General features: G+C 63.6%; 24 protein-coding genes. 17 read left to right on the plus strand and 7 right to left on the minus strand.

The window, feature by feature from the left end:
* Nucleotides 1-2 precede the first annotated feature (2 nt).
* Complete coding sequence (locus tag P9254_RS18575; protein WP_067330006.1) at nt 3-1,082, minus strand: LacI family DNA-binding transcriptional regulator; 1,080 nt, start codon at nt 1,080-1,082, stop codon at nt 3-5.
* 173 nt (nt 1,083-1,255) lie between these two features.
* Between P9254_RS18575 and P9254_RS18580 the strand changes: the two genes are divergently transcribed.
* Complete coding sequence (locus tag P9254_RS18580) at nt 1,256-1,399, plus strand: hypothetical protein (RefSeq protein ID WP_082954112.1); 144 nt, start codon at nt 1,256-1,258, stop codon at nt 1,397-1,399.
* A 57-nt stretch (nt 1,400-1,456) separates the two neighbouring features.
* On the plus strand, nt 1,457-1,594 hold the full coding sequence (locus P9254_RS18585) for a hypothetical protein (RefSeq protein WP_278055993.1): 138 nt from the start codon (nt 1,457-1,459) through the stop codon (nt 1,592-1,594).
* 44 nt (nt 1,595-1,638) lie between these two features.
* Here the strand turns inward: P9254_RS18585 and P9254_RS18590 are convergent, their stop codons facing one another.
* Together P9254_RS18590 and P9254_RS18595 are read right to left on the minus strand one after the other, a co-directional pair.
* On the minus strand, nt 1,639-2,013 hold the full coding sequence (locus tag P9254_RS18590) for a DUF423 domain-containing protein (protein WP_095801263.1): 375 nt from the start codon (nt 2,011-2,013) through the stop codon (nt 1,639-1,641).
* Nucleotides 2,014-2,043: 30 nt separating this feature from the next.
* On the minus strand, nt 2,044-3,288 hold the full coding sequence (locus tag P9254_RS18595; RefSeq protein ID WP_278055991.1) for a multidrug efflux MFS transporter: 1,245 nt from the start codon (nt 3,286-3,288) through the stop codon (nt 2,044-2,046).
* A gap of 118 nt (nt 3,289-3,406) precedes the next feature.
* On the opposite strand from P9254_RS18595, the gene P9254_RS18600 reads away from it, so the two are divergent.
* Complete coding sequence (locus tag P9254_RS18600; RefSeq protein ID WP_127215871.1) at nt 3,407-4,072, plus strand: GntR family transcriptional regulator; 666 nt, start codon at nt 3,407-3,409, stop codon at nt 4,070-4,072.
* Nucleotides 4,073-4,186: 114 nt separating this feature from the next.
* The gene (locus P9254_RS18605) at nt 4,187-5,158 is read left to right on the plus strand and encodes a glycosyl transferase family 90 (protein WP_067330017.1); all 972 of its coding nucleotides are present in this window, start codon (nt 4,187-4,189) and stop codon (nt 5,156-5,158) included.
* A 39-nt stretch (nt 5,159-5,197) separates the two neighbouring features.
* Here P9254_RS18605 and P9254_RS18610 read toward each other — a convergent pair whose 3' ends face one another.
* Nucleotides 5,198-6,241, minus strand: coding sequence for an aldo/keto reductase (locus P9254_RS18610; RefSeq protein ID WP_067330020.1), 1,044 nt, complete (start codon nt 6,239-6,241; stop codon nt 5,198-5,200).
* A gap of 265 nt (nt 6,242-6,506) precedes the next feature.
* Here P9254_RS18610 and ppk2 point away from each other — a divergent pair, with 265 nt between their 5' ends.
* Nucleotides 6,507-7,427, plus strand: a complete 921-nt coding sequence (gene ppk2, locus P9254_RS18615) for a polyphosphate kinase 2 (RefSeq protein WP_067330023.1) — start codon at nt 6,507-6,509, stop codon at nt 7,425-7,427.
* 42 nt (nt 7,428-7,469) lie between these two features.
* On the opposite strand, the gene P9254_RS18620 is transcribed toward ppk2, so the two are convergent.
* The 3 genes from P9254_RS18620 to P9254_RS18630 all read right to left on the minus strand — a co-directional run bounded on the left by P9254_RS18620 (nt 7,470) and on the right by P9254_RS18630 (nt 10,290).
* Complete coding sequence (locus P9254_RS18620) at nt 7,470-8,117, minus strand: dihydrofolate reductase family protein (RefSeq protein WP_067330027.1); 648 nt, start codon at nt 8,115-8,117, stop codon at nt 7,470-7,472.
* 146 nt (nt 8,118-8,263) lie between these two features.
* On the minus strand, nt 8,264-9,295 hold the full coding sequence (gene hemB / locus P9254_RS18625) for a porphobilinogen synthase (RefSeq protein WP_278055989.1): 1,032 nt from the start codon (nt 9,293-9,295) through the stop codon (nt 8,264-8,266).
* A gap of 179 nt (nt 9,296-9,474) precedes the next feature.
* A complete protein-coding gene (locus P9254_RS18630) occupies nt 9,475-10,290 on the minus strand; it encodes a DUF2066 domain-containing protein (protein WP_067330032.1) in 816 nt (271 codons plus the stop codon).
* Nucleotides 10,291-10,457: 167 nt separating this feature from the next.
* On the opposite strand from P9254_RS18630, the gene P9254_RS18635 reads away from it, so the two are divergent.
* The 12 genes from P9254_RS18635 (at nt 10,458) to P9254_RS18690 (ending at nt 21,629) form a co-directional block, all read left to right on the plus strand.
* Nucleotides 10,458-11,501, plus strand: a complete 1,044-nt coding sequence (locus P9254_RS18635; RefSeq protein WP_067330035.1) for an enoyl-CoA hydratase/isomerase family protein — start codon at nt 10,458-10,460, stop codon at nt 11,499-11,501.
* On the plus strand, nt 11,498-11,920 hold the full coding sequence (locus P9254_RS18640; RefSeq protein WP_278055988.1) for a DUF6163 family protein: 423 nt from the start codon (nt 11,498-11,500) through the stop codon (nt 11,918-11,920). Before P9254_RS18635 ends, P9254_RS18640 begins: the two co-directional genes overlap by 4 nt.
* 239 nt (nt 11,921-12,159) lie before the next feature.
* Nucleotides 12,160-12,675: a transcriptional regulator LdtR gene (gene ldtR / locus P9254_RS18645; protein WP_067001002.1), complete on the plus strand. Its 516-nt coding sequence runs from the start codon at nt 12,160-12,162 to the stop codon at nt 12,673-12,675.
* 176 nt (nt 12,676-12,851) lie between these two features.
* Nucleotides 12,852-13,304: a hypothetical protein gene (locus P9254_RS18650; RefSeq protein WP_127241354.1), complete on the plus strand. Its 453-nt coding sequence runs from the start codon at nt 12,852-12,854 to the stop codon at nt 13,302-13,304.
* A gap of 335 nt (nt 13,305-13,639) precedes the next feature.
* Nucleotides 13,640-14,893 carry a L,D-transpeptidase family protein gene (locus P9254_RS18655; protein ID WP_278055985.1) on the plus strand — a complete coding sequence of 418 codons (1,254 nt, stop codon included), beginning with the start codon at nt 13,640-13,642 and terminating at the stop codon, nt 14,891-14,893.
* A gap of 138 nt (nt 14,894-15,031) precedes the next feature.
* Complete coding sequence (locus P9254_RS18660; RefSeq protein ID WP_278055983.1) at nt 15,032-16,672, plus strand: Na+/H+ antiporter; 1,641 nt, start codon at nt 15,032-15,034, stop codon at nt 16,670-16,672.
* Nucleotides 16,673-16,798: 126 nt separating this feature from the next.
* Nucleotides 16,799-18,112 (plus strand): serine hydroxymethyltransferase, encoded by a 1,314-nt coding sequence (glyA, locus tag P9254_RS18665; RefSeq protein ID WP_067330041.1) that lies wholly within the window; start codon nt 16,799-16,801, stop codon nt 18,110-18,112.
* 79 nt (nt 18,113-18,191) lie between these two features.
* Nucleotides 18,192-18,770, plus strand: coding sequence for a hypothetical protein (locus P9254_RS18670; protein ID WP_067330212.1), 579 nt, complete (start codon nt 18,192-18,194; stop codon nt 18,768-18,770).
* A 217-nt stretch (nt 18,771-18,987) separates the two neighbouring features.
* Complete coding sequence (gene nrdR / locus P9254_RS18675; RefSeq protein ID WP_059184872.1) at nt 18,988-19,467, plus strand: transcriptional regulator NrdR; 480 nt, start codon at nt 18,988-18,990, stop codon at nt 19,465-19,467.
* 2 nt (nt 19,468-19,469) lie between these two features.
* On the plus strand, nt 19,470-20,597 hold the full coding sequence (gene ribD, locus P9254_RS18680; protein ID WP_067330044.1) for a bifunctional diaminohydroxyphosphoribosylaminopyrimidine deaminase/5-amino-6-(5-phosphoribosylamino)uracil reductase RibD: 1,128 nt from the start codon (nt 19,470-19,472) through the stop codon (nt 20,595-20,597).
* A gap of 61 nt (nt 20,598-20,658) precedes the next feature.
* Nucleotides 20,659-21,276, plus strand: coding sequence for a riboflavin synthase (locus tag P9254_RS18685; protein ID WP_067330046.1), 618 nt, complete (start codon nt 20,659-20,661; stop codon nt 21,274-21,276).
* A 116-nt stretch (nt 21,277-21,392) separates the two neighbouring features.
* Nucleotides 21,393-21,629 (plus strand): methyltransferase, encoded by a 237-nt coding sequence (locus P9254_RS18690; protein WP_245475334.1) that lies wholly within the window; start codon nt 21,393-21,395, stop codon nt 21,627-21,629.
* Nucleotides 21,630-21,653: the final 24 nt, after the last annotated feature.

Here is a 21,653-nt window from a genome sequence, read left to right on the forward strand (position 1 = left end):
TTCTAGGATATGGGAGCAGGGCCCGTCGAGGCCCTGACGACGAGCTCAACGCCCATCGTCTCGCGCCGCACGGCGCCGTCATAGTCGAGGATCATGCGCGCGGCCCGCCGGCCGATCTCGGTGATCGGCTGCGCGATCGTGGTCAGCGGCGGGTCGCAGAGCGCGCCGTCGGGCACGCCGTCGAAGCCGACAACGGAAACGTCTTCCGGCACTTTCAGACCGCGCGCAGTCAGCCAGTCGATGGCGATCATGGCCATCCTGTCCGACATTGCCAGGATGGCGGTCGGCCGCTCGCCGCCGGCAAAGATCGCTTCGAGCCCCGCCCAGGTGCTCCTTTGCTCGTTCTCGGTCTCGAAGACCGGGATGCTCTTCGTGTCGACACCGAAGCCGGACAGTTCCTCGAAATAGCCGGCCAGACGGTCGCGCGTTCCCGTGTAGACGGCCGAGCGGACCATTTCGGGTGTGACGAAGCCGGTGCGGTCATCACCGAGAGTAAGCGACAGCACGGCGAAACGGCGATGTCCGAGTTCGGCAAGATGCCGCGCGGCGAGCCGTCCGCCGGCGATGTTGTCGACGCCGATCGCCGAGATCGTCTCGTCGTGAAAGCCGAGCTCCAACGCCACGAAGGGCAGCCTGCGTTCGCGCGTCAGCTCGACGAGACGCGAGCCACCTTCGATGCAGAACAGGATGAAACCGTCGACCAGCGCGCTCTGGATGTTCCAGGCGAGCTTCTCCTGGTTGGCCGCCGAAACCAATGCGATCCCGGCGCCGGTGGCGTCGCAGGCCTCGGAAATGCCCGCCATCATGACGCGGGCGAAGGGATCCTCGAAGAAGTAGGAAAGGGGCTCGGTCGTGCCGACGCCGATGGCATTGACCTTGCCGGCGCGCAGCAGGCGGCCTTTCGGATCAGGCCCGGCGTAACCCATCGCCTCCGCCACCGCCCTGACCCGCTCGCGCAGCTCGGCGCGCACGACCTCCGGGCGACTGAAGACATTGGAGGCCGTCCCATGCGAGACGCCCGCCGCCTTGGCAATATCCGCCAGCCGGATGGGGCGTGCCTGGCCTTCGATAAGTGATGCCATGTCTGTTCTCCGAATCCGGTCGCATGGCGAACATGGACGCGGAATGTCTGACGGTCCACTTACTACTTTTATTGGATCGATTCAAATTTTCGCTTGACTACGGCGGTGCAGGGGTTATGATTTGAATCGATCCAAGTCTCTGACATGAAGCAAGATTCGAGAAAGAGGGTGCCGTGCATCCGGTCAACTTTTTGTTCGAGGACGTCTACCGCAACGATTGGGGCATTGCTTCGGCCGAGCAGAGTGAGCGGCGCCGCGGCAAGACAGGCCCGTGGAAGCGTCAGCCCCGCTTCATCGTGGAGCGCAAGCGCGCCTGAGCAGCCCGTCTTTTTCGCGTCGGTCTATTGGATCGATTCAATTCAAGGAAGTAAGTCATGCATCCCATCAGCCATCTCTTCGAGGACATCTATCGCAACTACTGGGGCATTTCGCGGCCAACCGACCGGCCGGAACGGCGGCACGCGGCGGAGCCGGCGTCGCGCAAGCGGCGGCTGCGTCGGGGAGGGCGGTAGTCGCGGCCCATTTTCCGACGAGCCTCAGCAATGGCAAGGCGGATCTAGGACCCTGGGCGCCACTGCGCCGAGATCGCAATCGCCAGCCAGCCGACGATAAGCAGCGTGCCGCCGATCGGCGCCGACATCGGAAACAGCCGCGAACCGAGGAAATCCCGGGCGAGAAGATCGCCCGAGAACAGCAGCAGGCCGACAAGCAGCGCCAGGCTTGCGATCCTGAGATACCGGCTGCCGCCGATAAGGCCGATGGCGAGGAAGACCGGCGCATGCATCAGCAGGAAGGATGCGGCCGTGCCGGTGAAGGCGCCGCCGCCATGCGCGGCCGCCGCCGACAGCGCCACCCCTGCCGCGCCGACGAGACCGCCTGCCAGCACGAGGATGCGGCTGCCGCCGTCTGATGGTTGCCCGGCAAGACTCATTTCGATGCTCCGTTTTCGATCGCGCGCGGCTCAGGATTCGCCGGCCTCGAGCAGCATATGCCGTGCGCGCCGCGTCTGGACAATCCAGTTATAGACCGCCCCCAGCGCCATCAGCACCGATGTGCCCAAGAACACCGCCCGCATGCCGAAATGGCCGCCGACGAAGCCTCCGGCGAGCGGTCCCGCGACCTGGCCGACATACTGCGCCGAGATCGATAGTCCGAGCACATTGCCGCCGACGCCGTCGGGGATGTTGTGACGGATGACGCTGGTGATGCAGGGCAGGAGGCCGCCCAGCGCCAGCCCCATCAGGAAGCGCAACCCGATCAGCTGCCAGCCGTCGGTGACGAAAGCTTGCGGGACAAGCAGCAGCGCAGAAATCGCGAGCGCGCCGACGACCACGTTCCAGTGGCCGACCCGATCGGCAAGCTTGCCCAGCCACGACGAGGACATGATGGTTCCAAGCGCGGCCGCCGACATCACCACGCCCGCGACCATCGTCACCTTGCTCTGGTCCACGACGAGCTGCTGCACATAGACCGTGATGATCGGCTCGATCGACATGGTTGCAAAGGCGAGCAGCAAGCCGGTCGTCAGCATCGCGACGACCGGACGCTTGTCGGGGATCTGTGCCCAGCCGCTCTTCGGCTTTGCCGACGAGACAGGTTTGGGAGCCGGCGGGTTTTCCTTGATCAGGAAAGTCGTGGCCAGAAAAGCGAGAAAAATGACAGCGCCCGACAACAGGAAGGTGGCGCGGATGCCGATCAGCGGCGGCAGCATGCCACCGAGCAGCGGTCCGACCAGCGAGCCGGCCGTGATGCCGGCCGACAGCACGCCGAGCGCCCAGCCGGAGCGCTCCTTTGGCGTCTGCATCGCCACCAATATCGTCGAGCCCGAGGAGTAGCCGCCGGCAAAGCCGATCAGGAGCCTCAGCAACACCAATTGCCAGATGCTTTCGACCATACCGGTCAGCGACATGCAGATCGCCATGCCGAACGAGGCGCGCACCAGCATCAGCTTGCGGCCGTAACGGTCGCCGAGCCGCCCCCACAGAGGGGCGACCAGCGCCGCGGCAAAGAAGGTGGCACCGTAAGCAACTCCTGACCATTGCACGATTGCCGCGTGCCCGTCGGCACCCAGCTGTTCGACATAAAGCGGCAGGAACGGCAACAGCAGCGTCATGGCAATCAGCGTGCTGAACGAGCCGGCGAAGCAGACGGCGAGATTGCCTCGCCAATGGATATTGTAGCCGCTCTGGGTGCTATTTTCTGCCATGTCATGCCTGCTTGGTTATCCGGGATTGTTCCGGATACCATTTTGGGATACCAAATCGGTATCCGTCATGAACCTCAACCCCGCCGCTGTCAATGCGGTGCCGAAGAGCGGAACGACAATGTCGCAAATGCAGAATGTCGAAAGGCAGCTTCGCGAAATGATCCTCGGGCTCGAGATCGGCCCGGGCGAGCGGCTGACCGAGCGTTGGATCGAAAGCCGCTTCGGCGCCTCCCGCACCCCGGTCAGGGCGGCGCTGCTGCGCCTCGAGACCGAAGGGCTGATCGCTCGTGACGGCCGCGGCTGGACGGTGGCGCCGATCAATCTCGCCGAGCTCGGCCAGATCGCCGTCTACCGCGAGGCGGTCGAGGTGGCGGCGGTGCGGTTGACGGCGTCGCTGGAAGATCGCAGCGGGATCGAGGTGATCGCGGCGATGCTCGATTCCTGCGACGCCGGTACGCCGCGCGAGGAATGGCACCGCGTTGGTCTGGATTTTCACATCGAGCTGGCCAGGCTTTCCGGCAATGAATTCCTGCTTAGGGGAGTCCGCGATGCAATGACCAGGCTCTCCCGCGCGCGTTGGCTGGAAGTGCGCGACGAGGCGGCGCTTGGCCGCGCCTGGGCCGAGCACCACGCCATCCTGGCTGCCGTGCGAAAGGGTGACGCCGAAAAGGCGGCACGGCTGCTCTCGGCCCACATCGCCGGCAGCCGCGACCGCCTGGTGACTTCGCTGCATGACGAGCGGCGCGGCCTGCGCGCCAGGGGCTTTGCCGTCGTCGCTGCCTGATCCTCGGCCATCGTCGAATATTAGAACTTCAACAAGTTCGTCAGCTTGGGCGGGCTTGCAAGATGTTCGGCACAATGCTGTAGGAGGCGACGGACATCTTTAAACGACGGACGCATGGCCTCGCCCTTACGCACCGCAGCGCGGGTATTTTATTTCATACGCAACATCACCCGCGATGTGGCGCCGCAGGCTCTCTTTCGCCAGCGGCTTGCGCGCCGGCTGGAGCAGGCACGGCTCTCCAGCAAAACGGTCCGTGATCGGGTCAACTACTACAACCGGCTCGACCATAGCTTCGTGCCGAGCGCGGCGGCCGTGCCGGCCAGTCAAATACCCAAGTTCGGGAGCATGTACTATTACGACCTGAAGGAGTTCGCCCGCTACTTCGATCGCCACCTGCTCATCGATCTCGAGTTTGGCGACGTCGTCGACGTTCCGGCGGTGCCGTCAATCGTCAAGGACCGGCCGATCCGTAACGACAACGGCAACGCCGTGATCATGAAGCTCGACAAGTTCCGCCATTTCAACATGCCAAAGGACAATCTGTCCTTCGCCGACAAGCGCCCGATGGCGGTCTGGCGCGGTCATTTCAACAATCCGATCCGCAAACGGTTCGTCGATGCCGTGCGCGACCTGCCGTCTTGCGATGCCGGCTCGCCCAAGCCAAGCGCCCCGGAGAACTATCGCAAGCCGTATCTCACGATCGCGCAGCAGCGGCAGTTCCGCTACATCGTCTCGCTCGAAGGCAATGACGTGGCGACGAACCTCAAGTGGATCATGAGCTCGAATTCGCTCTGCCTGATGCCGCCGCCGACCTACGAAACCTGGTTCGCCGAGGCTGAGCTCGAGGCCGATGTTCACTACGTGCCTCTGGCGTCGGATTTTTCGGACGTCGCCGACAAGATCGCCTATTTCGAAAAACACCCGGCGGAAGCCCAACGCATCATAACGGCGGCCAACGCCTATTGCCGCCGGTTCAGCAACGAAAAGGACGAGCGGGCGGTATCGCTGCTCGTCCTCTACAAATATTTCGTGCTCAGCGGCCAGATCGAACCCGACCCGGAGGTCTGGCGTTTTATCGCCGGCTGACCTCCGCGCGTTTTCGGGCGCGGAGCACGGCGCGGATTCTTAGATATCGCTGCGGTCGAGCACCAGGTCGGCGGGGCCGAACCGGTTCTTGGCGGTGAGCTGCTGGTGCCAGTAGGGATAAAGCACCGGCGGGCGGCTGACGTCGTCGAGGCGCAGGCGCTCGTCCAGGGACAGCGTCAGGCTGGCCGCGGCGAGGTTGTCCTTGAGTTGGGCTTCGTTGCGGGCGCCGATCACCAGCGAAGAAACGGCCGGGCGGCCGAGCAGCCAGGCAAGCGCCACCTGTGCCGCCGAAACGCCGCGCGCCTTGCCGATTTCGACCAGAACGTCGACGATCCGCCACAACCTTCCCTCGTCCCGGATCGGCGGTTCGGACCAGCCGCCAAGCTGGCGGGCCGTCGGGCTGTCGCGACGGTATTTGCCCGACAGCAGGCCGCCGGCCAGCGGGCTCCACACCAGCACGCCAAGACCCTGGTCGACCGAGATCGGCAGCAACTCGTACTCCGCCTCGCGCGCTTCCAGCGTGTAGTGGATCTGCTGCGTGACGAAGCGCGGCTGATGATGGCTGTCGCTGATCGAGAGCGCCTTCATCACCTGCCAGCCCGAATAATTGGAACAGCCGACATAACGGATCTTGCCCTGGCTGACCAAAGTGTCGAGCGCAGCGATCGTTTCCTCCAGCGGCGTGACCCCATCCCACTCATGCAGGAAATAGATGTCGATGACGTCGGTCTTGAGCCGCTTCAGGCTCCGCTCGCATTCCCGGATCAGGTGATGGCGCGACAGGCCTTCGTCGTTGGGGCCGTTTCCGATCCGCATGCGCGCCTTGGAGGCGATGAGCACATCGTTCTTGCGCTTGCCGCCGAGCGCCTCGCCGACGATCTCCTCCGACAGGCCGTTCGAATACACGTTGGCGGTGTCGATGAGATTGATGCCGGCATCGATGCAGGTATCGATGATGCGGCTCGCCTCCGAGAGATCGGATTTGCCGACGGCGGCGAACGGGCCCGTCCCGCCGAAGGTCATCGTGCCAAGGGTCAATGTCGAAACCTTCAGGCCGGAACGGCCAAGCGTGCGGTATTCCATGTCAGGTCCTTGCGATTTGTTTTGAAGAGGCGCGCCGTCGCGGGCGCCGGGAAGAGGCGAAAGTATTTGTAGGACAATTCGGGCGGCTTGTCGCCCCGCCATCGATACGGGCCGATCACATATCGGCTGGTCCAGCGTTGCCGGCTCCTGCTCGCAATAAAACCGTCATTGCGCGTCTGTATCTCAGTCGGCTTACGGAGTTGTGTTTCCGGCCGCGGCCGGAGCGCATCCGAGGCGAAAGTGGCTGACAGGCAGGAGCTGCGCAATGAACGAGGTCAAGACGAATTCCGGAGCCAAGGACTGGCTGGAAGCCGAACTCGAGGACACGCTCGACGAGGACTATGAGCTGGAGATTTCCGAGCCCGCGCTCTCGCTCGAGATCGCCAGGATCTACAAGAAGTCGCATCCGCCCTCCATCGAGCGGACGACCTATTTCCGCGAGCTGCTGCGTCTGCAGTCGGAGCTCATCAAGCTGCAGTCCTGGGTTGCCTACCACAAGAAGAAGCTGGTGGTGATCTTCGAGGGACGCGACTCGGCCGGCAAGGGCGGCGTCATCAAGCGCATCACCCAGCGCCTCAATCCGCGCATCTGCCGCGTCGTCGCGCTGCCGGCGCCGACCGAGCGTGAAAGATCGCAATGGTATTTCCAGCGCTACGTGCCGCATCTGCCGGCGGGCGGCGAGATCGTGCTGTTCGACCGCTCCTGGTACAACCGATCGGGCGTCGAGCAGGTGATGGGCTTTGCCAATGCGGATCAGGTCGAAGAGTTTTTCCGCGACGTGCCGGAATTCGAACGCATGCTGGTGCGCTCCGGCATCACGCTGGTGAAATACTGGTTCTCGATTACCGACGAGGAGCAGCAGATGCGCTTTTTGATGCGCATCCACGATCCGATGAAGCAGTGGAAGCTGTCGCCGATGGACCTGCAGTCGCGCGTGCGCTGGGAACAATACACCAAAGCCAAGGAAGAGACCTTCGCCCGTACCAACATCAAGGAAGCGCCGTGGTTCATTGTCGAAGGCAACGACAAGAAGCGGGCCCGACTGAACTGCATCGATCACCTGCTGCAGCAAATGCCTTACGAAGACGTGCCGCATGAGGAGATCACGCTGCCGGAGCGCGTCTTCAACCCGGCCTACGAGCGCCAGGTGCTGCCGCGCGAGCTTTATGTGCCGTCGAAGTATTGAGCACTTCCCCATCTCCCACAGAGGGAGAAGGGGGAGCCTAGCTTACGCGCGCCCGATCATCACATGCGTCGCGTCGGCGGTCGCGACCTGGCTGGTGCAGCGGTAGCCGAGCTTCGGCATGTCCAGCCCGGCGAAAAGATGCTCGCCGGAGCCGAGCAGGATCGGCGAGATCGCGAGATGCATCTCGTCGATCAGGCTTTCCTTCAGATATTGCCGGATCGTGGCGACGCCGCCGCCGACCCGCACATCCTTGTCCTTGGCGGCCGTCTTCGCCTGTTCGAGCGCCGAATGGATGCCGTCGGTGACGAAGTAAAACGTCGTGCCGCCTTCCATTAAGATCGGCGCCCGCTTGTGATGGGTGAGCACGAAGACCGGCACGTGATAGGGCGGGTTGTCGCCCCACCAGCCTTTCCAGCTCTCGTCCGGCCATTCGCCGCGGACCGGCCCGAACATGTTGCGGCCAAGGATCCAGGCGCCGACATTCTCAAAACTGCGCGCGGCGAAGCTGTCGTCGCTGCCGGTGGTGCCGCCGTCTTTGCCGATCACCATCTCACGAAAGGTGCGCGTGCCGATCATCCATTTATGCAGTCCTTCGCCGCCGACGCCGAGCGGGCTTTCGAGAGTCTGATCGGGGCCGGCGCCGTAACCGTCCAGCGACAGGGTGAAAGCGTTGACGCGCAGCTTTGACATGATCGCCTCGTGAACTAGTTGCATTTTGCAAGCAGTCATGGAGTAGCTTAACTGATTGCATTATGCAAGCGGAATTTTCCGGCGAGCGATCAACTCGTCGGGCGGCGCCCAGGTGACGCGGCGAGAATTTAAAATTGCGCCTGGGCCTAGCCCCTCAGCATCTCCGCAACGGTCGGCGCGAAATAGGTGAGGACACCGTCGCAGCCGGCTCGCTTGAGCGCGAGAAGCGATTCCAGCATCGCCTTTTCGCCGTCGATCCAGCCATTGGCGCTGGCCGCCTTGATCATCGAATATTCGCCCGACACCTGGTAGGCGAAGGTCGGCATCTGAAACTCGTCCTTCAGCCGGCGGATGATGTCGAGATAGGGCAGCCCAGGCTTCACCATCAGCATGTCGGCGCCTTCGGCCAGATCCTGCTCGGCCTCGCGCACGGCTTCATCGGAATTCGCGTGGTCGATATAATAGGTCTTCTTGTCGCCCTTGAGCAGGCCGGCGGTGCCGACTGCCTCGCGATAGGGGCCGTAGAAGGCCGAGGCGAATTTCGTCGCATAGGACATGATCGCCACGTCCTGGAAGCCGTTGGCGTCCAGCGCGTCGCGGATCGCGCCGATGCGGCCGTCCATCATGTCGGACGGCGCGATGATGTCCGCGCCGGCGGCTGCCTGGATGACGGCCGCGGCCGTGACCTGCTCGACGGTTTCGTCATTGACGATGATGCCGTCGCGCAGGATGCCGTCATGGCCATGGCTGGTGAATGGATCGAGCGCCGCGTCGGTAATGATGCCGATCTCCGGCACCGCGTCCTTGATGGCGCGGGTGGCCCGGTTGATGACATTGTCGGGATCGAGGATATGCGAGCCCATCTGGTCGCGCAGCGAAAGCTCGATGTTGGGGAAAGTCGCGATCGCCGGGATGCCGAGCTTGGCGGCGCGCTCCGCTTCCTTCACCGCGAGGTCGACCGACAGGCGGTAGACGTCCGGCATGGCGGCGATCGGCTCGCGCACATTTTTGCCGTCGACGACGAAGATCGGCCAGATCAGATCGTTCACCGAGAGCTGGTTTTCCTGCACCAGCCGGCGCGACCAGTCGGCCTTGCGCATGCGCCGCAGCCTGCGGCTGCCTGTGATCTCGTCGACGCTGCGGGCGCCGGCAGGCTTTGCGGGGGTAAACTTGTTCATCGCCAGAACTCTGTTGTCGTCCCGGCTTTTACCATGCGCCCCTGCCGCTGACCAATGCGACACGATTGTGCCAGTTGCTTCCGCGAAGAACGAGGAGAGGGGATCGCCGGCGCTGGAGCACTTCCCTTCTCCCTTGACGGGGAGAAGGTGCCGGCAGGCGGATGAAGGGCAGCCGACGTTTACGGCTGTCCATTCCCCGACAGAATCTGTGCCGCGCCCTTCACAGCCACGCGAAAAGCCTCGTCGAAGCTGACGCCGCGCACCTGCCATTGATAGGTCTTGCCGTGTTCGGCCAGCCGCCAGTCGGCGATCCAGCCCAATTCCTTGTCGTTCCACACGATGCTGCCGGCGAGCGCCCGGTCGGCACCCGCCTGCCGGGCGAGCTGGTCGAGCTTTGCCATATCGGCAGTGCGCAGCGCCTTGTCGTCGAGGCCGGCGAGCTGGTCAGCCTTTGGAAAGCTGACATACACCGAGAGCGGCGCCGTCGCGTTGGCAAAGGATTCGCGCATTGACTGGCCGCGATCCTCGTCGGCCGTCAGCACGAAATGTTGCGCCCCTTGCTCGGCCGTTATGAAGACGGCAATCAGCGGCCGCTCGCCGTGCCATGGCTTGCTGCCGAGCTGCGCCAGGAGCTTGTCGACGACGGTGGGCTTGTAGAGGCAGGTGAGATCGTGCGGCCGGTCATGCGTGCCTTGCTCGTCATGGATCGGAACGCCTTCCAGCCGGTCGCGGTAGCGGAAGGATTGGACAAAGTCGGCCGCCTTATTGCGCAGCGCCAGCATCTCCGGCTTCTGCGTCAGCCGCTGATCGCCTGAAACCTTGACCAGCACCTTGTCCAGACAATCCTTGAAGCCGATCTCGCGATTAGCCTCGCCGGTGCCGGTGACGATCGTCTGCGCCAGGTAGAGTTCAGAGGCTGCCTCGGCGGCGGCCGGCGCAACTCCCAGAAAGAGGAGACCTGCCAATCCAGCAACGAGACGAGAAACCCCAGCCATGTCGATTAGCTCGAAATCTGTCGCGCCGCCTACGCGCGACACTTTGCCGGTTACCTAACACCGGAAGCGGCTGGCCGCCAGCGCGGCGTTGCCGCCATTGACGCATCCTTATGCCGCCTTTAGCACTTCAATCCCCCTGGAAGGGCGGAGAGGAGGATTCTCTGGCGATGGATTTTGGCGGAGGCGACGAGATTCGCTTCGAGCGTCTAGGCAAGGCGGGCGTCGTCACACTGACGCGGCCGCAGGCGCTCAATGCCGTCACCCATCGCATGGTCAAGGCGCTTGGCAAGGCGCTTGACGCCTGGGAGGGCGATGCCGGCGTCGCCGTCGTCGTCGTCAAGGCTGAGGGCAGGGCGTTTTCCGCCGGTGGCGATATTCTGCACATTTACGAGGCGGGCCGCGCCGGCAAGCCGCCGGTCGACTTCTTCGCCGACGAGTATCGTCTCAATGCCCGCATCGCCCGCTTCAGGAAACCCTATGTCGCGCTGATCGACGGCATCGTCATGGGCGGCGGGGTCGGCATTTCCTTCCACGGCTCGCACCGCGTGCTGACCGAGAACGCGCAATTCGCCATGCCGGAAGTCGGCATCGGCTTCTTCCCCGATGTTGGCGCCAGCCATTTGCTGCCCGATCTCGGCGGCAGCTTCGGCATGTATCTGGGGCTGACGGGAAACCGCATCCGCTATGGTGATGCCCTGTGGTCGGGCCTCGCCACCCACACGATCAAGGCCGAGGACCAGGCGGGGCTTCTTGACGAGCTGGCGACAAGCGGCGACGCGAACGCGGAGTTGCGCGATTTCTTCACACCCGCAAGACGCGAGACCGAGCGGCAGGATCTGGAATCGATCGCCCGCCATTTTTCGCAACCCTCGCTCGCCGCTATCGTCGCCAGCCTGGAACGAGCATCCGCCACCGACGCTTTCGCCGCCAAGACGCTGGCGACGATCAGGACGCGTTCGCCGACCAGCCTCAACGTCGCCTGGCGCGAGATCAGCGCCGGGTCGACGCTGTCGATGGACGAGTGCATGAAGATGGAGTTCCGCATCCTCAACCGCATGCTGGCCGGCCACGACTTTTATGAAGGCATCCGCGCCGCCATCATCGACAAGGGTTCGAAGCCGGAATGGCGGCCCGCCAGCCTCGATGCGGTGAGCGCGGCCGATGTCGACGCGTATTTCGCGCCGCTCGGGGCCGGGGAGCTGGAGCTGTGAGCGAGGTCACCTCCAGGCGCGTGGTGCTGCAGCCCTCGACCACCGAGATCATCTTCGCCTGGTTCCAGCGGGTCATTGCCGGCTACTGCCTGCTGTTCGGTGTCCTCTACTGGGTCCGGCTGATCGGCATCTATCCGGGCGAGCTCTGGCGCTTCGATCTGATGCCGGTGCACTGGCAGGTGGCCGCGGCCACGCTTGCCGTTTTCTTTCCTTTCGCCGCCGCGGGCCTTTGGATGCTTGCCTCCTGGGGGCCGGTGATCTGGTTCATCTGCGCGGCGACCGAGACCGTCATGTATGCCGGCTTTCCCAATCTCTTCGGCCATCGGATCCTGATCGTCGTCTCACATGCCTGCGTGACGCTGCTCTACATCGTCTTCCGCGTGGTCATCTGGCTGCAGAAGCGCCAGCTCAGGCAATAGCTTGCCGGGCGGCGTCAGGAACCTAGATACGGGGTCGGCGACTGCCCCAAAACCCTTGGCTAAATCTTTAGGTTAATTGTTCTTGCTCGCATGACCGTTCGTTAAGCCTCTTTCGAAACCTCTTCCCGGTAAGCTCTTGTTAGCCCTGGCGTTTAAGTCGAATTTTATGAGTATTCGATAGTGTCGCGATCAAGGTGAAGAACAAAAAATCACCGGGCGACAAACGAGAGGCAAAGACAATGATCAATTCGCGTCCGGCGGCGAAGACCGCCAACGTTTCCGACGATCGCCGCGAGGCGATCCGTTCGCTGTACATGGAATCGCTGCAGCTGGTGGAGCGTCTGCATCGCCGTCTGCTTGACGTGATCAAGGACGAGTTCGACCGCAACGGCCGCTCCGACATCAATGCCATCCAGGCGCTTTTGCTCTTCAATATCGGCAATTCGGAGCTGACCGCCGGCGAGCTGCGCTCGCGCGGTTATTATCTCGGCTCGAACGTCTCCTACAATCTGAAGAAGCTGGTCGACCTCGGCTTCATCAACCACCAGCGCTCGCGCATCGACCGCCGCTCGGTCCGCGTCTCGCTGACGCCGAAGGGCAACGAGGTGGCCGAGGTCGTCGCCGGCCTTTACGAGCGCCATGTCGGCTCGATCGAGGCCGTGGGCGGCATCAACACCGACGAGTTCAAGCAGATGAACCGCGCGCTCCAGCGTCTGGATCGCTTCTGGAACGACACGATCGCTTACCGGATGTAAGCGGATTCGAAATCTGAGACGATCGAAGTCGCGCCGAAGAAGCGCGGCCGGAGGAAGCAATCAGGGCCGGTGCCGACAGGTGCCGGTTCTTTTCTTTTGCGAAAGCGCGCTGCAGCAGGGCGCTTGACCGCCGAGCAGCGCGCGTGGAAGCTCTGCAGGCAAAAGAGGAGGGCCTCATGCGTCATATCCTGCTTGCGATTTGCGCTGTGATCCTTGTTTCACCGGCCGCTGCCCGGACTCTCGGTTATGGCTCCAAGGCCGGAATGGAGGTTACGGTCGTCAAGAAATCCGGCATCAACACCTCGCATGCCAGCATCCTGACCAAACATACGAGGCAGAACGCCATCGGTTACTGCCGCGACTATGTCGGTAAGGTGACCGAGGATTGCATCGCTAAGGAAATGAAAACGCCCTTGCATCTGGAGGTCACAGCGGACTGCAAGAGCGGAAAATTCACCACCTTTTACGGCGCCAACATGCTGTTTCAGGGGCGCAGCCCCGCCGGAAGCGAGACGGATTATCAGATCACCGACACCGACGAGAACGTGGTGCTCGATGGCTCGGGGGCCGCGGGCTACGACTACACGCTGGAGCAGTTCAAAGCCCTCTGCCCGAACCGGGTGAAATAGGGGCAAACCGAGGATGACGGCGGGCATCTGGTGAACCCGCCGCTATCGGCGATGCCAAAATGCCTCGGTCCCATTTTTTGATCATCTTGCCGGATGCAAATCGCGGGCCAAGGTCACGTTGCCGCCATAATCGCAGTGAAAGCGAGAATGCGGGTGATGCTGCGGGCCGAGGCCCTGCGCTTCCTGGAGCAGGTGTCGTGGTCCTACGTTTTCACGCCCTGCTGACGCAAGTCATGGTTGGCTAATTGTTAAGATTGCCGACCCTAGAGTGCGGGCAACCCGCCAGTAGAGCGAACTGAGCGAGATTAGATATAGCTAAAATGTCTGGAACATCCATGAGAACCAGCCGCCGTTTCTTCCTGACCGGAGCCTCTGCGCTCGCCGCCGCCGTCGTCGCCGGCCATGCCAGCGCGCAGGATGTGATCGGCGACATTCTGAAATCCTCGACCCGCGGTAATTGGGACGACCAGTTCGACGCCCGTGCAAGCGAGACCGGCAAGGTTGCCTCGACGCTGCCGATCTTCAGCCTGCAGACCGTAGCCTTCACCGAGCAGGCGGTGACGCAGTACCAGGGCATTGTCGGCCAGGGCGGCTGGGAGCAGGTTCCGGCAACCAAGAAATTGCAGCTCGGCGTCGACGATCCGGATGTCGTGCCGCTGCGCAAGCGGCTGATGGTCTCGGGCGACCTGTCGCAGAGCGCCGGCATTTCGACGGCGTTCGATTCCTATGTCGACTCGGCGGTCAAGCGCTTCCAGCTCCGTCACGGCTTGCCGGCCGACGGCTCCATGGGCAAATACACTTATTCGGCGATGAACGTGCCGGCGCCGATCCGGCTTGGCCAGCTGCAGACCAATCTGCAGCGGCTGCGCGAAAAGGCGGGCACGCTTGGCGACCGCTATGTGCTGGTCGATATTCCGGCCGCGCAGGTGGAAGCCGTCGAGAACGACCGCGTCGTGCTGCGCCACACCGCGATCGTCGGCAAGATCGACCGCCAGACGCCGATCGTGAATTCCAAGATCAACGAGATCATCGTCAATCCTTACTGGAACGCGCCGGTTTCGATCGTGCGCAAGGACATCATTCCGCTGATGCGGAAGGACCCGAACTACCTCAAGGACAGCCACATCCGGCTGTTCGCGCCTGACGGCAGCGAGGTCGATCCGATGACCGTCGACTGGTCGACGGACGATGCCGCCAAGTACCGCTTCCGCCAGGATCCCGGCGCCGGCAACGCCATGGCTTCGGTCAAGATCAATTTCCCGAGCCCGGACGGCGTCTACATGCACGACACGCCGCAGCAGAGCCTGTTCGGCAAGCTGATGCGCTTCGACTCTTCCGGCTGCGTGCGCGTCCAGAATGTGCGCGACCTCGTCACCTGGATCCTGCGTGATACGCCCGGCTGGGATCGCCAGCATTTCGAGGCGGCGATCAAGACTGGCGAGAATACGCCGGTGCAGGTGGTCAACCCGGTGCCGGTCCACTTCCTGTATCTGTCGGCATGGTCGACCGGACGCGGCGTCGTGCAGTTCCGCGACGACATTTACGGCCTCGACGGCAACAGCGAGCTGCAGATTACTTCTGCTCTGTAACCGATTGATATAAATCAAGAAAAGGCCGCTCTTGGAGCGGCTTTTTTGTTTGCATGTCCCCAAACAGTGCGCAGCGGTTTTGGCAGAGCGACATGCGTCGAATATGAGACTTACAGCGCGAACAGCTGGAATAGCATCATGGACGTGGCCGTCTTCATTCTCGTCGTGCTTGCTTTCGTGGCGCTTTCCGGCGCTCTCGTGCGGCTGGTGCGGGTGCCGCTCCCCGTGCTGCAGATTGCGATCGGCGCCGCGCTTGCCTGGCCGGCCAAGGGACTGCATGTCGAGATCGATCCGGAACTCTTTCTGCTGGTGTTCATTCCGCCGCTTCTGTTCGGCGATGCCTTCGCGGCGCCGAAACGGGAGCTGATCGAGCTGCGCCGGCCGATCCTCGATCTCGCCGTCGGGCTTGTCTTCTTCACCATCTTCGGCTTCGGGTATGCTCTGCACTGGCTGGTGCCAAGCATCCCGCTGGCGGTTGCGTTCGCTTTGGCCGCCGTGCTGTCACCGACCGATGCCGTTGCCGTGTCCTCGATCGTCGACCGCAATGTCGTTCCGGCTCGGCTGATGCACATATTGGAAGGCGAATCCCTGCTCAATGATGCCTCCGGCCTAGTCATGTTCCGCTTTGCCGTTGCGGCGGCGCTGACTGGCAGCTTTTCGTTCGCCGCCGCCTCGTTGAGCTTTCTTTACGCCGTGGCGGCCGGCATCCTCGCGGGCATTGCGGCGTTGTTCGTCGCCGCCAAGGCGCTGCAGGTGCTTGGCCGCATCGGCGGCACGCCGGCGGGGGCGCAGGTGCTGGTGATGGTTCTGCTGCCCTTCGTCGCCTATCTCATTGCCGAGCATGTCGGCGCTTCCGGCATTCTGGCCGCGGTCACCGCCGGCCTCGTTACGGGCACCTCCGGCATTTTCCGCCATCTCTCGGTCTCGGCGCGGATTCAGGCGATGTCGCTATGGTCGATGCTGACCTTCGTCTTCAACGGCGCTCTCTTCATCCTGCTCGGCCTGCAGCTTCCTGACATCATTCGCAGGGTCCCGCCGGAGCTCACCAGCCGGCACTGGCTGTTCGAGCCGGTGCTGACCGTGCTCATTTTGACGCTCTGCGTGATCGGCCTGCGCTTCCTCTGGATCTGGATCGGCGACATGGCATCGATGATCGCCGCGCGGCTCGGCAAGCGCAAGGCAGAGCCCTTTGGTTTCCGCGTCAGGCTTGCCGGATCGGTGGCCGGTGTGCGCGGCGCGATCACGCTTGCCGGCATCCTGTCGCTGCCGCTCGCGCTGCAGGATGGCTCGCCCTTTCCAGCGCGAGACGTGGTGATCTTCCTCGCCGCCGGCGTCATCATCTGCTCGCTGGTCATCGCCAGCCTTGCTTTGCCGGGGATCGCCCGCGGGCTGGTCGAGCCAGGCGAGGATCCGGGTGCGGCCGAGGAGCGGCGGGCGCGTGCGGGCGCCGCCAAGGCCGCCATCGCCAAGATCGAGAGCCTCGCCAGCGAGGGCGGCGAAGGCGAGGCGGCCGAGGCCCGGCTCGCGGTCGCCGACAGCATCGTTGCCGGCTACCGGCGCCGCATCGCGGCTTCCGACGAGGCCGAAGAGGCGCGCGCCGAGGCGCGCGAATCCGGGCGGCTGGAGCTTGAGCTCAGGCACGCCGGCATAGAGGCGGAGCGCGCCGCCGTGCGCGCCATGTTCCGCACCCGCCAGATCAACGACCACACGATGCGGGCGCTGCTTTCCGAGATCACTTTGACAGAAGCGCTGCTCAAAAGCCGGCGCGACCGGAAATAGTGTTCAGCCGATTTGCTTGGCGCAATCCGGCCAGCAAATTTCGCGCCGCAAACGTGGCGGGCTCCAAACAACTGTGTTAATGGCGCGGCGACCTCGCAGACCTCCGGCCCCAAGGGAAAGCAAGCCATGTCAAATGCCGCGGCAGCCGCCAACAAATTCGAATCCTTCTTCGAGACCACGCTTGCCGACGCCGATCCGGAAATTTTCGGCGCCATCCGCAACGAGCTTGGCCGCCAGCGCCATGAGATCGAACTGATCGCCTCGGAAAACATCGTGTCCCGCGCCGTGCTCGAGGCGCAGGGGTCGATCATGACCAACAAATATGCCGAGGGTTATCCGGGCAAGCGCTATTACGGCGGCTGCCAGTTCGTCGACGTGGCCGAGGAACTGGCCATCGAGCGCGCCAAGAAGCTTTTCGGCTGCAACTTCGCCAATGTCCAGCCGAACTCGGGCAGCCAGATGAACCAGGCCGTCTTCCTGGCGCTTCTGCAGCCCGGCGACACGTTCATGGGCCTCGATTTGAACTCCGGCGGCCATCTCACGCATGGCTCGCCGGTCAACATGAGCGGCAAATGGTTCAAGGTCGTTTCCTACGGGGTGCGCAAGGACGACCACCTGCTCGACATGGACGCGATCGAGAAGACCGCGCATGAGACGAAGCCGAAGCTGATCCTGGCCGGCGGCACGGCCTATTCGCGCATCTGGGACTGGAAGCGTTTCCGCGAGATTGCCGATTCGATCGGCGCCTATCTGATGGTCGACATGGCGCATATCGCCGGGCTAGTCGCCGGCGGTATGCACCCGTCGCCGCTGCCTTATGCGCATGTCGTGACCACGACGACGCACAAGTCGCTGCGCGGGCCCCGCGGCGGCATGATCCTGTGCAACGACGAGGAGATCGCCAAGAAGATGAACTCGGCGGTTTTCCCAGGCCTCCAGGGCGGCCCGCTGATGCATGTCGTCGCGGCCAAGGCGGTGGCGCTCGGCGAGGCGCTGAAGCCGAGCTTCAAAGCCTATGCCGAGAGCATCGTCGCCAACGCCAAGGCGCTGGCTTCGAGCCTGCAGGAAACCGGCCTCGACATCGTGTCGGGCGGCACCGACAACCATCTGATGCTGGTCGACCTGCGCCCGAAAAACGCCACCGGCAAGCGCGCCGAGGCGGCTCTCGGCCGCGCCAACATCACCTGCAACAAGAACGGCATCCCCTTCGACCCCGAAAAGCCGTTCGTCACCTCCGGCGTTCGCCTCGGCACACCGGCCGGCACCACGCGCGGCTTCGGCCAGGCCGAGTTCCGCGAGATCGGCAAGCTGATCGCCGAGGTGCTGGACGGGCTGAAGGCGGCGAATTCCGACGAGGGCAATGCGGCAGTCGAGGCTGCGGTCAAGGCCAAAGTCACGGCGTTGACGGATCGTTTCCCGCTCTATCCTTATCTCGGTTGACCGGAAGCCGCGCGTCATCTTTTATCCGCCGGCAGTGCGCCGTCCTGATTGGGCGGCGTCGCGAACTGGAGACTTGATGATGCGCATTTTCCATCTTGCCGCCTTGGCCCTGGTCGGCTCGCTGGCCGGTTTCGCCGTGTCCGGCGCGGCCGGGCAGGAGCAGGCGCAGCCAGAACCGGCCACAAACACCTTCGGCAGATGGACCACGATCATCGACACGCTCGACACCGGGCAGGATGCGCACAAGACCTGCGCGGCCTCCGCAGCTTTCGTCGACGGCATCGGCAATGCTGGCACGCTAACGCTGTCGATCTCGACCGGCGACGCGCTGCCGCCGGATGCCTATCCCGCCATCATGATCGCCGTCGACAACAAGGACCTGCCGACCGGCAAGGACATCGCGGCGACCTTCGGCGACCCCGGCATCAAGGTTTCCGCGAAAGTCTATTCGAATGCCGTCGGCGGTCGTCCCAGCTGGACGGTCGACAACCAGGCGAAGACAAGTCTCGCTCTGCTGCGCGCCATGCGCAAAGTCACCTCGCTCGATGTTGTTTTTGGCAAGCAGACCGTCGCCAGCATTCCGATGGACGGCTTCACCAAGGCCTACCGCAACCTCGGCACGTCCTGCGGATTCCCGACCAAGGACGTCGCGCCCTGAACCGACCGGGCACGACAGGGGCAGGGCGCTGGCAATCTTTCTCGCGCCTCGCTATCTCTGAGAAATGAAAGGCTCCAAGCCTTCCGTTCACCAGAGCGAGATGACGCTTCCTTGAATCGCCATCTCGCTCTAAGATTTTGTTTTTGAAGCATGATCTTCTCCGAAGAGTCTGCAACTTTTCGGGATCATGCTCTGAATCGCAAACCCAAGGCTCTCCATGCGCTGCCCCTATTGCCAGTCCGAAGATACGCAGGTGAAGGATTCGCGTCCCGCCGAGGATGGCGCGGCGATCCGCAGGCGCCGCGTCTGTCCGGACTGCGGCGGCCGCTTCACCACCTTCGAGCGCGTGCAACTGCGCGATCTCGTCGTCATCAAGAAATCCGGCCGCAAGGTGCCGTTCGACCGCGACAAGCTGCTGCGCTCGGTCGAGATCGCGGTGCGCAAGCGCAATGTCGACCCCGAGCGGATCGATCGCGCCGTGACCGGCATCGTGCGCCAGCTCGAAAGCTCCGGCGAGACGGAAGTGGCCTCCGGCGAGGTCGGTCGGCTCGTCATGGAGGCGCTGAAATCGCTCGACGACGTCGCCTATGTCCGCTTCGCTTCGGTCTATCGCAATTTCCGTGAAGCCAAGGATTTCCACGAGTTGCTAGGCGAACTGAAGGGCGACGAAGAAAAGACCGAAGAGGACGCCGGCTGATCATGGCGAAAGCTCAATTGGGCGGGGCCGAGCAAGCAGCCCTTGATCGCCGTTTCATGGCGGCGGCCATCCGGCTGTCGCGCCGCAATGCCGGCCGCACCGCGACCAATCCTTCCGTCGGCACCATCATCGTGCGCGACGACGGCGCCGGCCCGATGATCGTCGGCACCGGCGTCACTGCTGTCGGCGGCCGGCCGCACGCCGAGACCGAGGCGCTGGCCGAGGCCGGCGAACTGGCCCGCGGCGCCACCGCCTATGTGACGCTTGAGCCCTGCGCCCATCACGGCCGCACGCCGCCTTGCGCCACCGCGCTGGTCAATGCCGGCATTGCGCGCGTCGTCGGCGCCGCGAGCGATCCCGATCCGCGCGTTTCCGGCAAGGGTTACGCCATGCTGCGCGCCGCCGGCATCGAGGTCGTGGAGAAGGTGCTCGCCACAGAGGCCGCCGAGCAGATGGCCGGCTATCTGATTCGATCTTTGAAGAAACGTCCCGAAGTGACGCTGAAGCTTGCGCTTTCGAGCGACGGCAAGATCGGCCGGAAAGGCGCCGGCCAGGTCGCCATCACGGGTGAGATCGCCAGGCGCGAAGTCTATCTTATGCGCGCGGAGGCCGACGCTATCCTCGTCGGCATCGGCACTGCGCTGGAGGACGACCCGGCGCTGACCGTGCGCCTGCCGGGGTTGGAGAACCGCTCCCCGGCTCGCATCATCCTCGATCGCCAGATCCGGCTGCCGGAGTCGTCGAAGCTCGTTTCCGGGGTGGATCGTGTCCCGCTCTATGTCGCGGCATGCGCCGAGGCCGACCCGCAGCGGCGGGCTGCGCTCGAACGCGCGGGCGTGCACTTCATCGGCACTGAAACTTACGAGAGCGAAGTAGCCCTGCCGGAACTGCTCGAGGATATTGCAGCCCTCGGCATGGCGAGCGTGGTGGTCGAAGGCGGCGCCAAGGTAGCCGAGGCCTTCCTGGCGGAAGACCTCGTTGACCGCATCGTCCTGTTCCAGGGACCGGAGGCGATCGGCGAGGATGGTATCGCCTCGCCGATCGACGCTGCGCATATCCCGCCGGGTTTCCGCAAATTGCGTGAGATGCGCTTCGGCGAGGACAGCTATGCCGAGTGGGTAAGACCATGATCCCAAAAAGTGGGAAATGGTTTTCGGATAAGAGCATGGTTAAACTGGAAGACACGATCTGATGTTTACGGGAATCGTTACGGATGTCGGCAGTATCGCTTCGGTGAAGCCGCTCAGCGAAGGCGTCGGCCTGCGCATCGACACGGCCTATGACCCGGAAACGATCGCGATCGGCGCTTCGATTTCCTGCGGCGGCGTCTGCCTGACCGTGACGGCGCTGCCCGAGAACGGCTCGAACGCGCGCTGGTTTGAGGTCGAGGCCTGGGAAGAGGCGCTCAGGCTGACGACTGCATCCGGTTGGAAATCGGGCACCAGGATCAATCTCGAACGGGCGTTGAAGATCGGCGACGAGCTCGGTGGCCATATCGTCTCCGGCCATGTCGACGGCACGGCGGAAATCGTGGAGCGCAAGGAAGAGGGCGATGCCGTGCGCTTCACGCTGGAGGCGCCGCGTCACCTGGCGAAGTTCATCGCGCCGAAAGGCTCCGTCGCGCTCGACGGCACCTCGCTTACCGTCAACAAGGTCGAAGCTACGCGCTTCGATGTGCTTCTGATCCAGCACTCGCTGAGCGTCACTACCTGGGGCGAGCGCCAGGCTGGCGATCGCGTCAACATCGAGATCGATACCATGGCCCGGTATGCCGCGCGCCTCGCCGAGGCGGCGAAACAGGGGCTTTGAGCGAAACCGACCGGTTCCGGGGAGGCGGCGCGGATCGCTGAGGCGCCACGTCGCGCCGGCGCCTCAGCTTCCCTTCTGCTCACGCGATCTGCGGCGCCCCGGCTGGCAACGTCTAAGTGATCAAGAACGTCATCCACGGCTGGGACGACGAACCTGCCGGGCTGATCTTGCGACATTGCCGCGGGGCCATGCCAAGGCAGGGCAGGATGCTCGTGATCGACACGCTCGTGCCTCCGGGCGACGAGCCTGCCCAGATCAAACCTATCGATGTCCATGCTCGCGGTTACAGGCTGCCTCGAGCGGACGCAGGCACAATATGCCCGCCTGTTCGAAGGCGCCGGACTGAAGCTTGAGCGGGGTGATCGGCACCCTCGAGC

Source organism: Mesorhizobium sp. WSM4983 (assembly GCF_029625765.1).
In the GTDB taxonomy this organism is placed as follows: domain Bacteria; phylum Pseudomonadota; class Alphaproteobacteria; order Rhizobiales; family Rhizobiaceae; genus Mesorhizobium.

Excerpts from the sequence above, each read along its gene's own strand:
- P9254_RS18655 (WP_278055985.1), top strand. The coding sequence starts at position 13,640 with ATGAGAACCAGCCGCCGTTTCTTCCTGACCGGAGCCTCTGCGCTCGCC.
- P9254_RS18620 (WP_067330027.1), bottom strand. The coding sequence starts at position 8,117 with ATGTCAAAGCTGCGCGTCAACGCTTTCACCCTGTCGCTGGACGGTTAC.
- ldtR (WP_067001002.1), top strand. The coding sequence starts at position 12,160 with ATGATCAATTCGCGTCCGGCGGCGAAGACCGCCAACGTTTCCGACGAT.
- P9254_RS18590 (WP_095801263.1), bottom strand. The coding sequence starts at position 2,013 with ATGAGTCTTGCCGGGCAACCATCAGACGGCGGCAGCCGCATCCTCGTG.
- P9254_RS18600 (WP_127215871.1), top strand. The coding sequence starts at position 3,407 with ATGTCGCAAATGCAGAATGTCGAAAGGCAGCTTCGCGAAATGATCCTC.
- P9254_RS18575 (WP_067330006.1), bottom strand. The coding sequence starts at position 1,082 with ATGGCATCACTTATCGAAGGCCAGGCACGCCCCATCCGGCTGGCGGAT.
- nrdR (WP_059184872.1), top strand. The coding sequence starts at position 18,988 with ATGCGCTGCCCCTATTGCCAGTCCGAAGATACGCAGGTGAAGGATTCG.
- glyA (WP_067330041.1), top strand. The coding sequence starts at position 16,799 with ATGTCAAATGCCGCGGCAGCCGCCAACAAATTCGAATCCTTCTTCGAG.
- ribD (WP_067330044.1), top strand. The coding sequence starts at position 19,470 with ATGGCGAAAGCTCAATTGGGCGGGGCCGAGCAAGCAGCCCTTGATCGC.
- P9254_RS18630 (WP_067330032.1), bottom strand. The coding sequence starts at position 10,290 with ATGGCTGGGGTTTCTCGTCTCGTTGCTGGATTGGCAGGTCTCCTCTTT.
- P9254_RS18610 (WP_067330020.1), bottom strand. The coding sequence starts at position 6,241 with ATGGAATACCGCACGCTTGGCCGTTCCGGCCTGAAGGTTTCGACATTG.
- P9254_RS18660 (WP_278055983.1), top strand. The coding sequence starts at position 15,032 with ATGGACGTGGCCGTCTTCATTCTCGTCGTGCTTGCTTTCGTGGCGCTT.
- P9254_RS18685 (WP_067330046.1), top strand. The coding sequence starts at position 20,659 with ATGTTTACGGGAATCGTTACGGATGTCGGCAGTATCGCTTCGGTGAAG.
- hemB (WP_278055989.1), bottom strand. The coding sequence starts at position 9,295 with ATGAACAAGTTTACCCCCGCAAAGCCTGCCGGCGCCCGCAGCGTCGAC.
- P9254_RS18605 (WP_067330017.1), top strand. The coding sequence starts at position 4,187 with ATGGCCTCGCCCTTACGCACCGCAGCGCGGGTATTTTATTTCATACGC.
- P9254_RS18595 (WP_278055991.1), bottom strand. The coding sequence starts at position 3,288 with ATGGCAGAAAATAGCACCCAGAGCGGCTACAATATCCATTGGCGAGGC.
- P9254_RS18635 (WP_067330035.1), top strand. The coding sequence starts at position 10,458 with ATGGATTTTGGCGGAGGCGACGAGATTCGCTTCGAGCGTCTAGGCAAG.
- ppk2 (WP_067330023.1), top strand. The coding sequence starts at position 6,507 with ATGAACGAGGTCAAGACGAATTCCGGAGCCAAGGACTGGCTGGAAGCC.
- P9254_RS18650 (WP_127241354.1), top strand. The coding sequence starts at position 12,852 with ATGCGTCATATCCTGCTTGCGATTTGCGCTGTGATCCTTGTTTCACCG.
- P9254_RS18670 (WP_067330212.1), top strand. The coding sequence starts at position 18,192 with ATGCGCATTTTCCATCTTGCCGCCTTGGCCCTGGTCGGCTCGCTGGCC.
- P9254_RS18585 (WP_278055993.1), top strand. The coding sequence starts at position 1,457 with ATGCATCCCATCAGCCATCTCTTCGAGGACATCTATCGCAACTACTGG.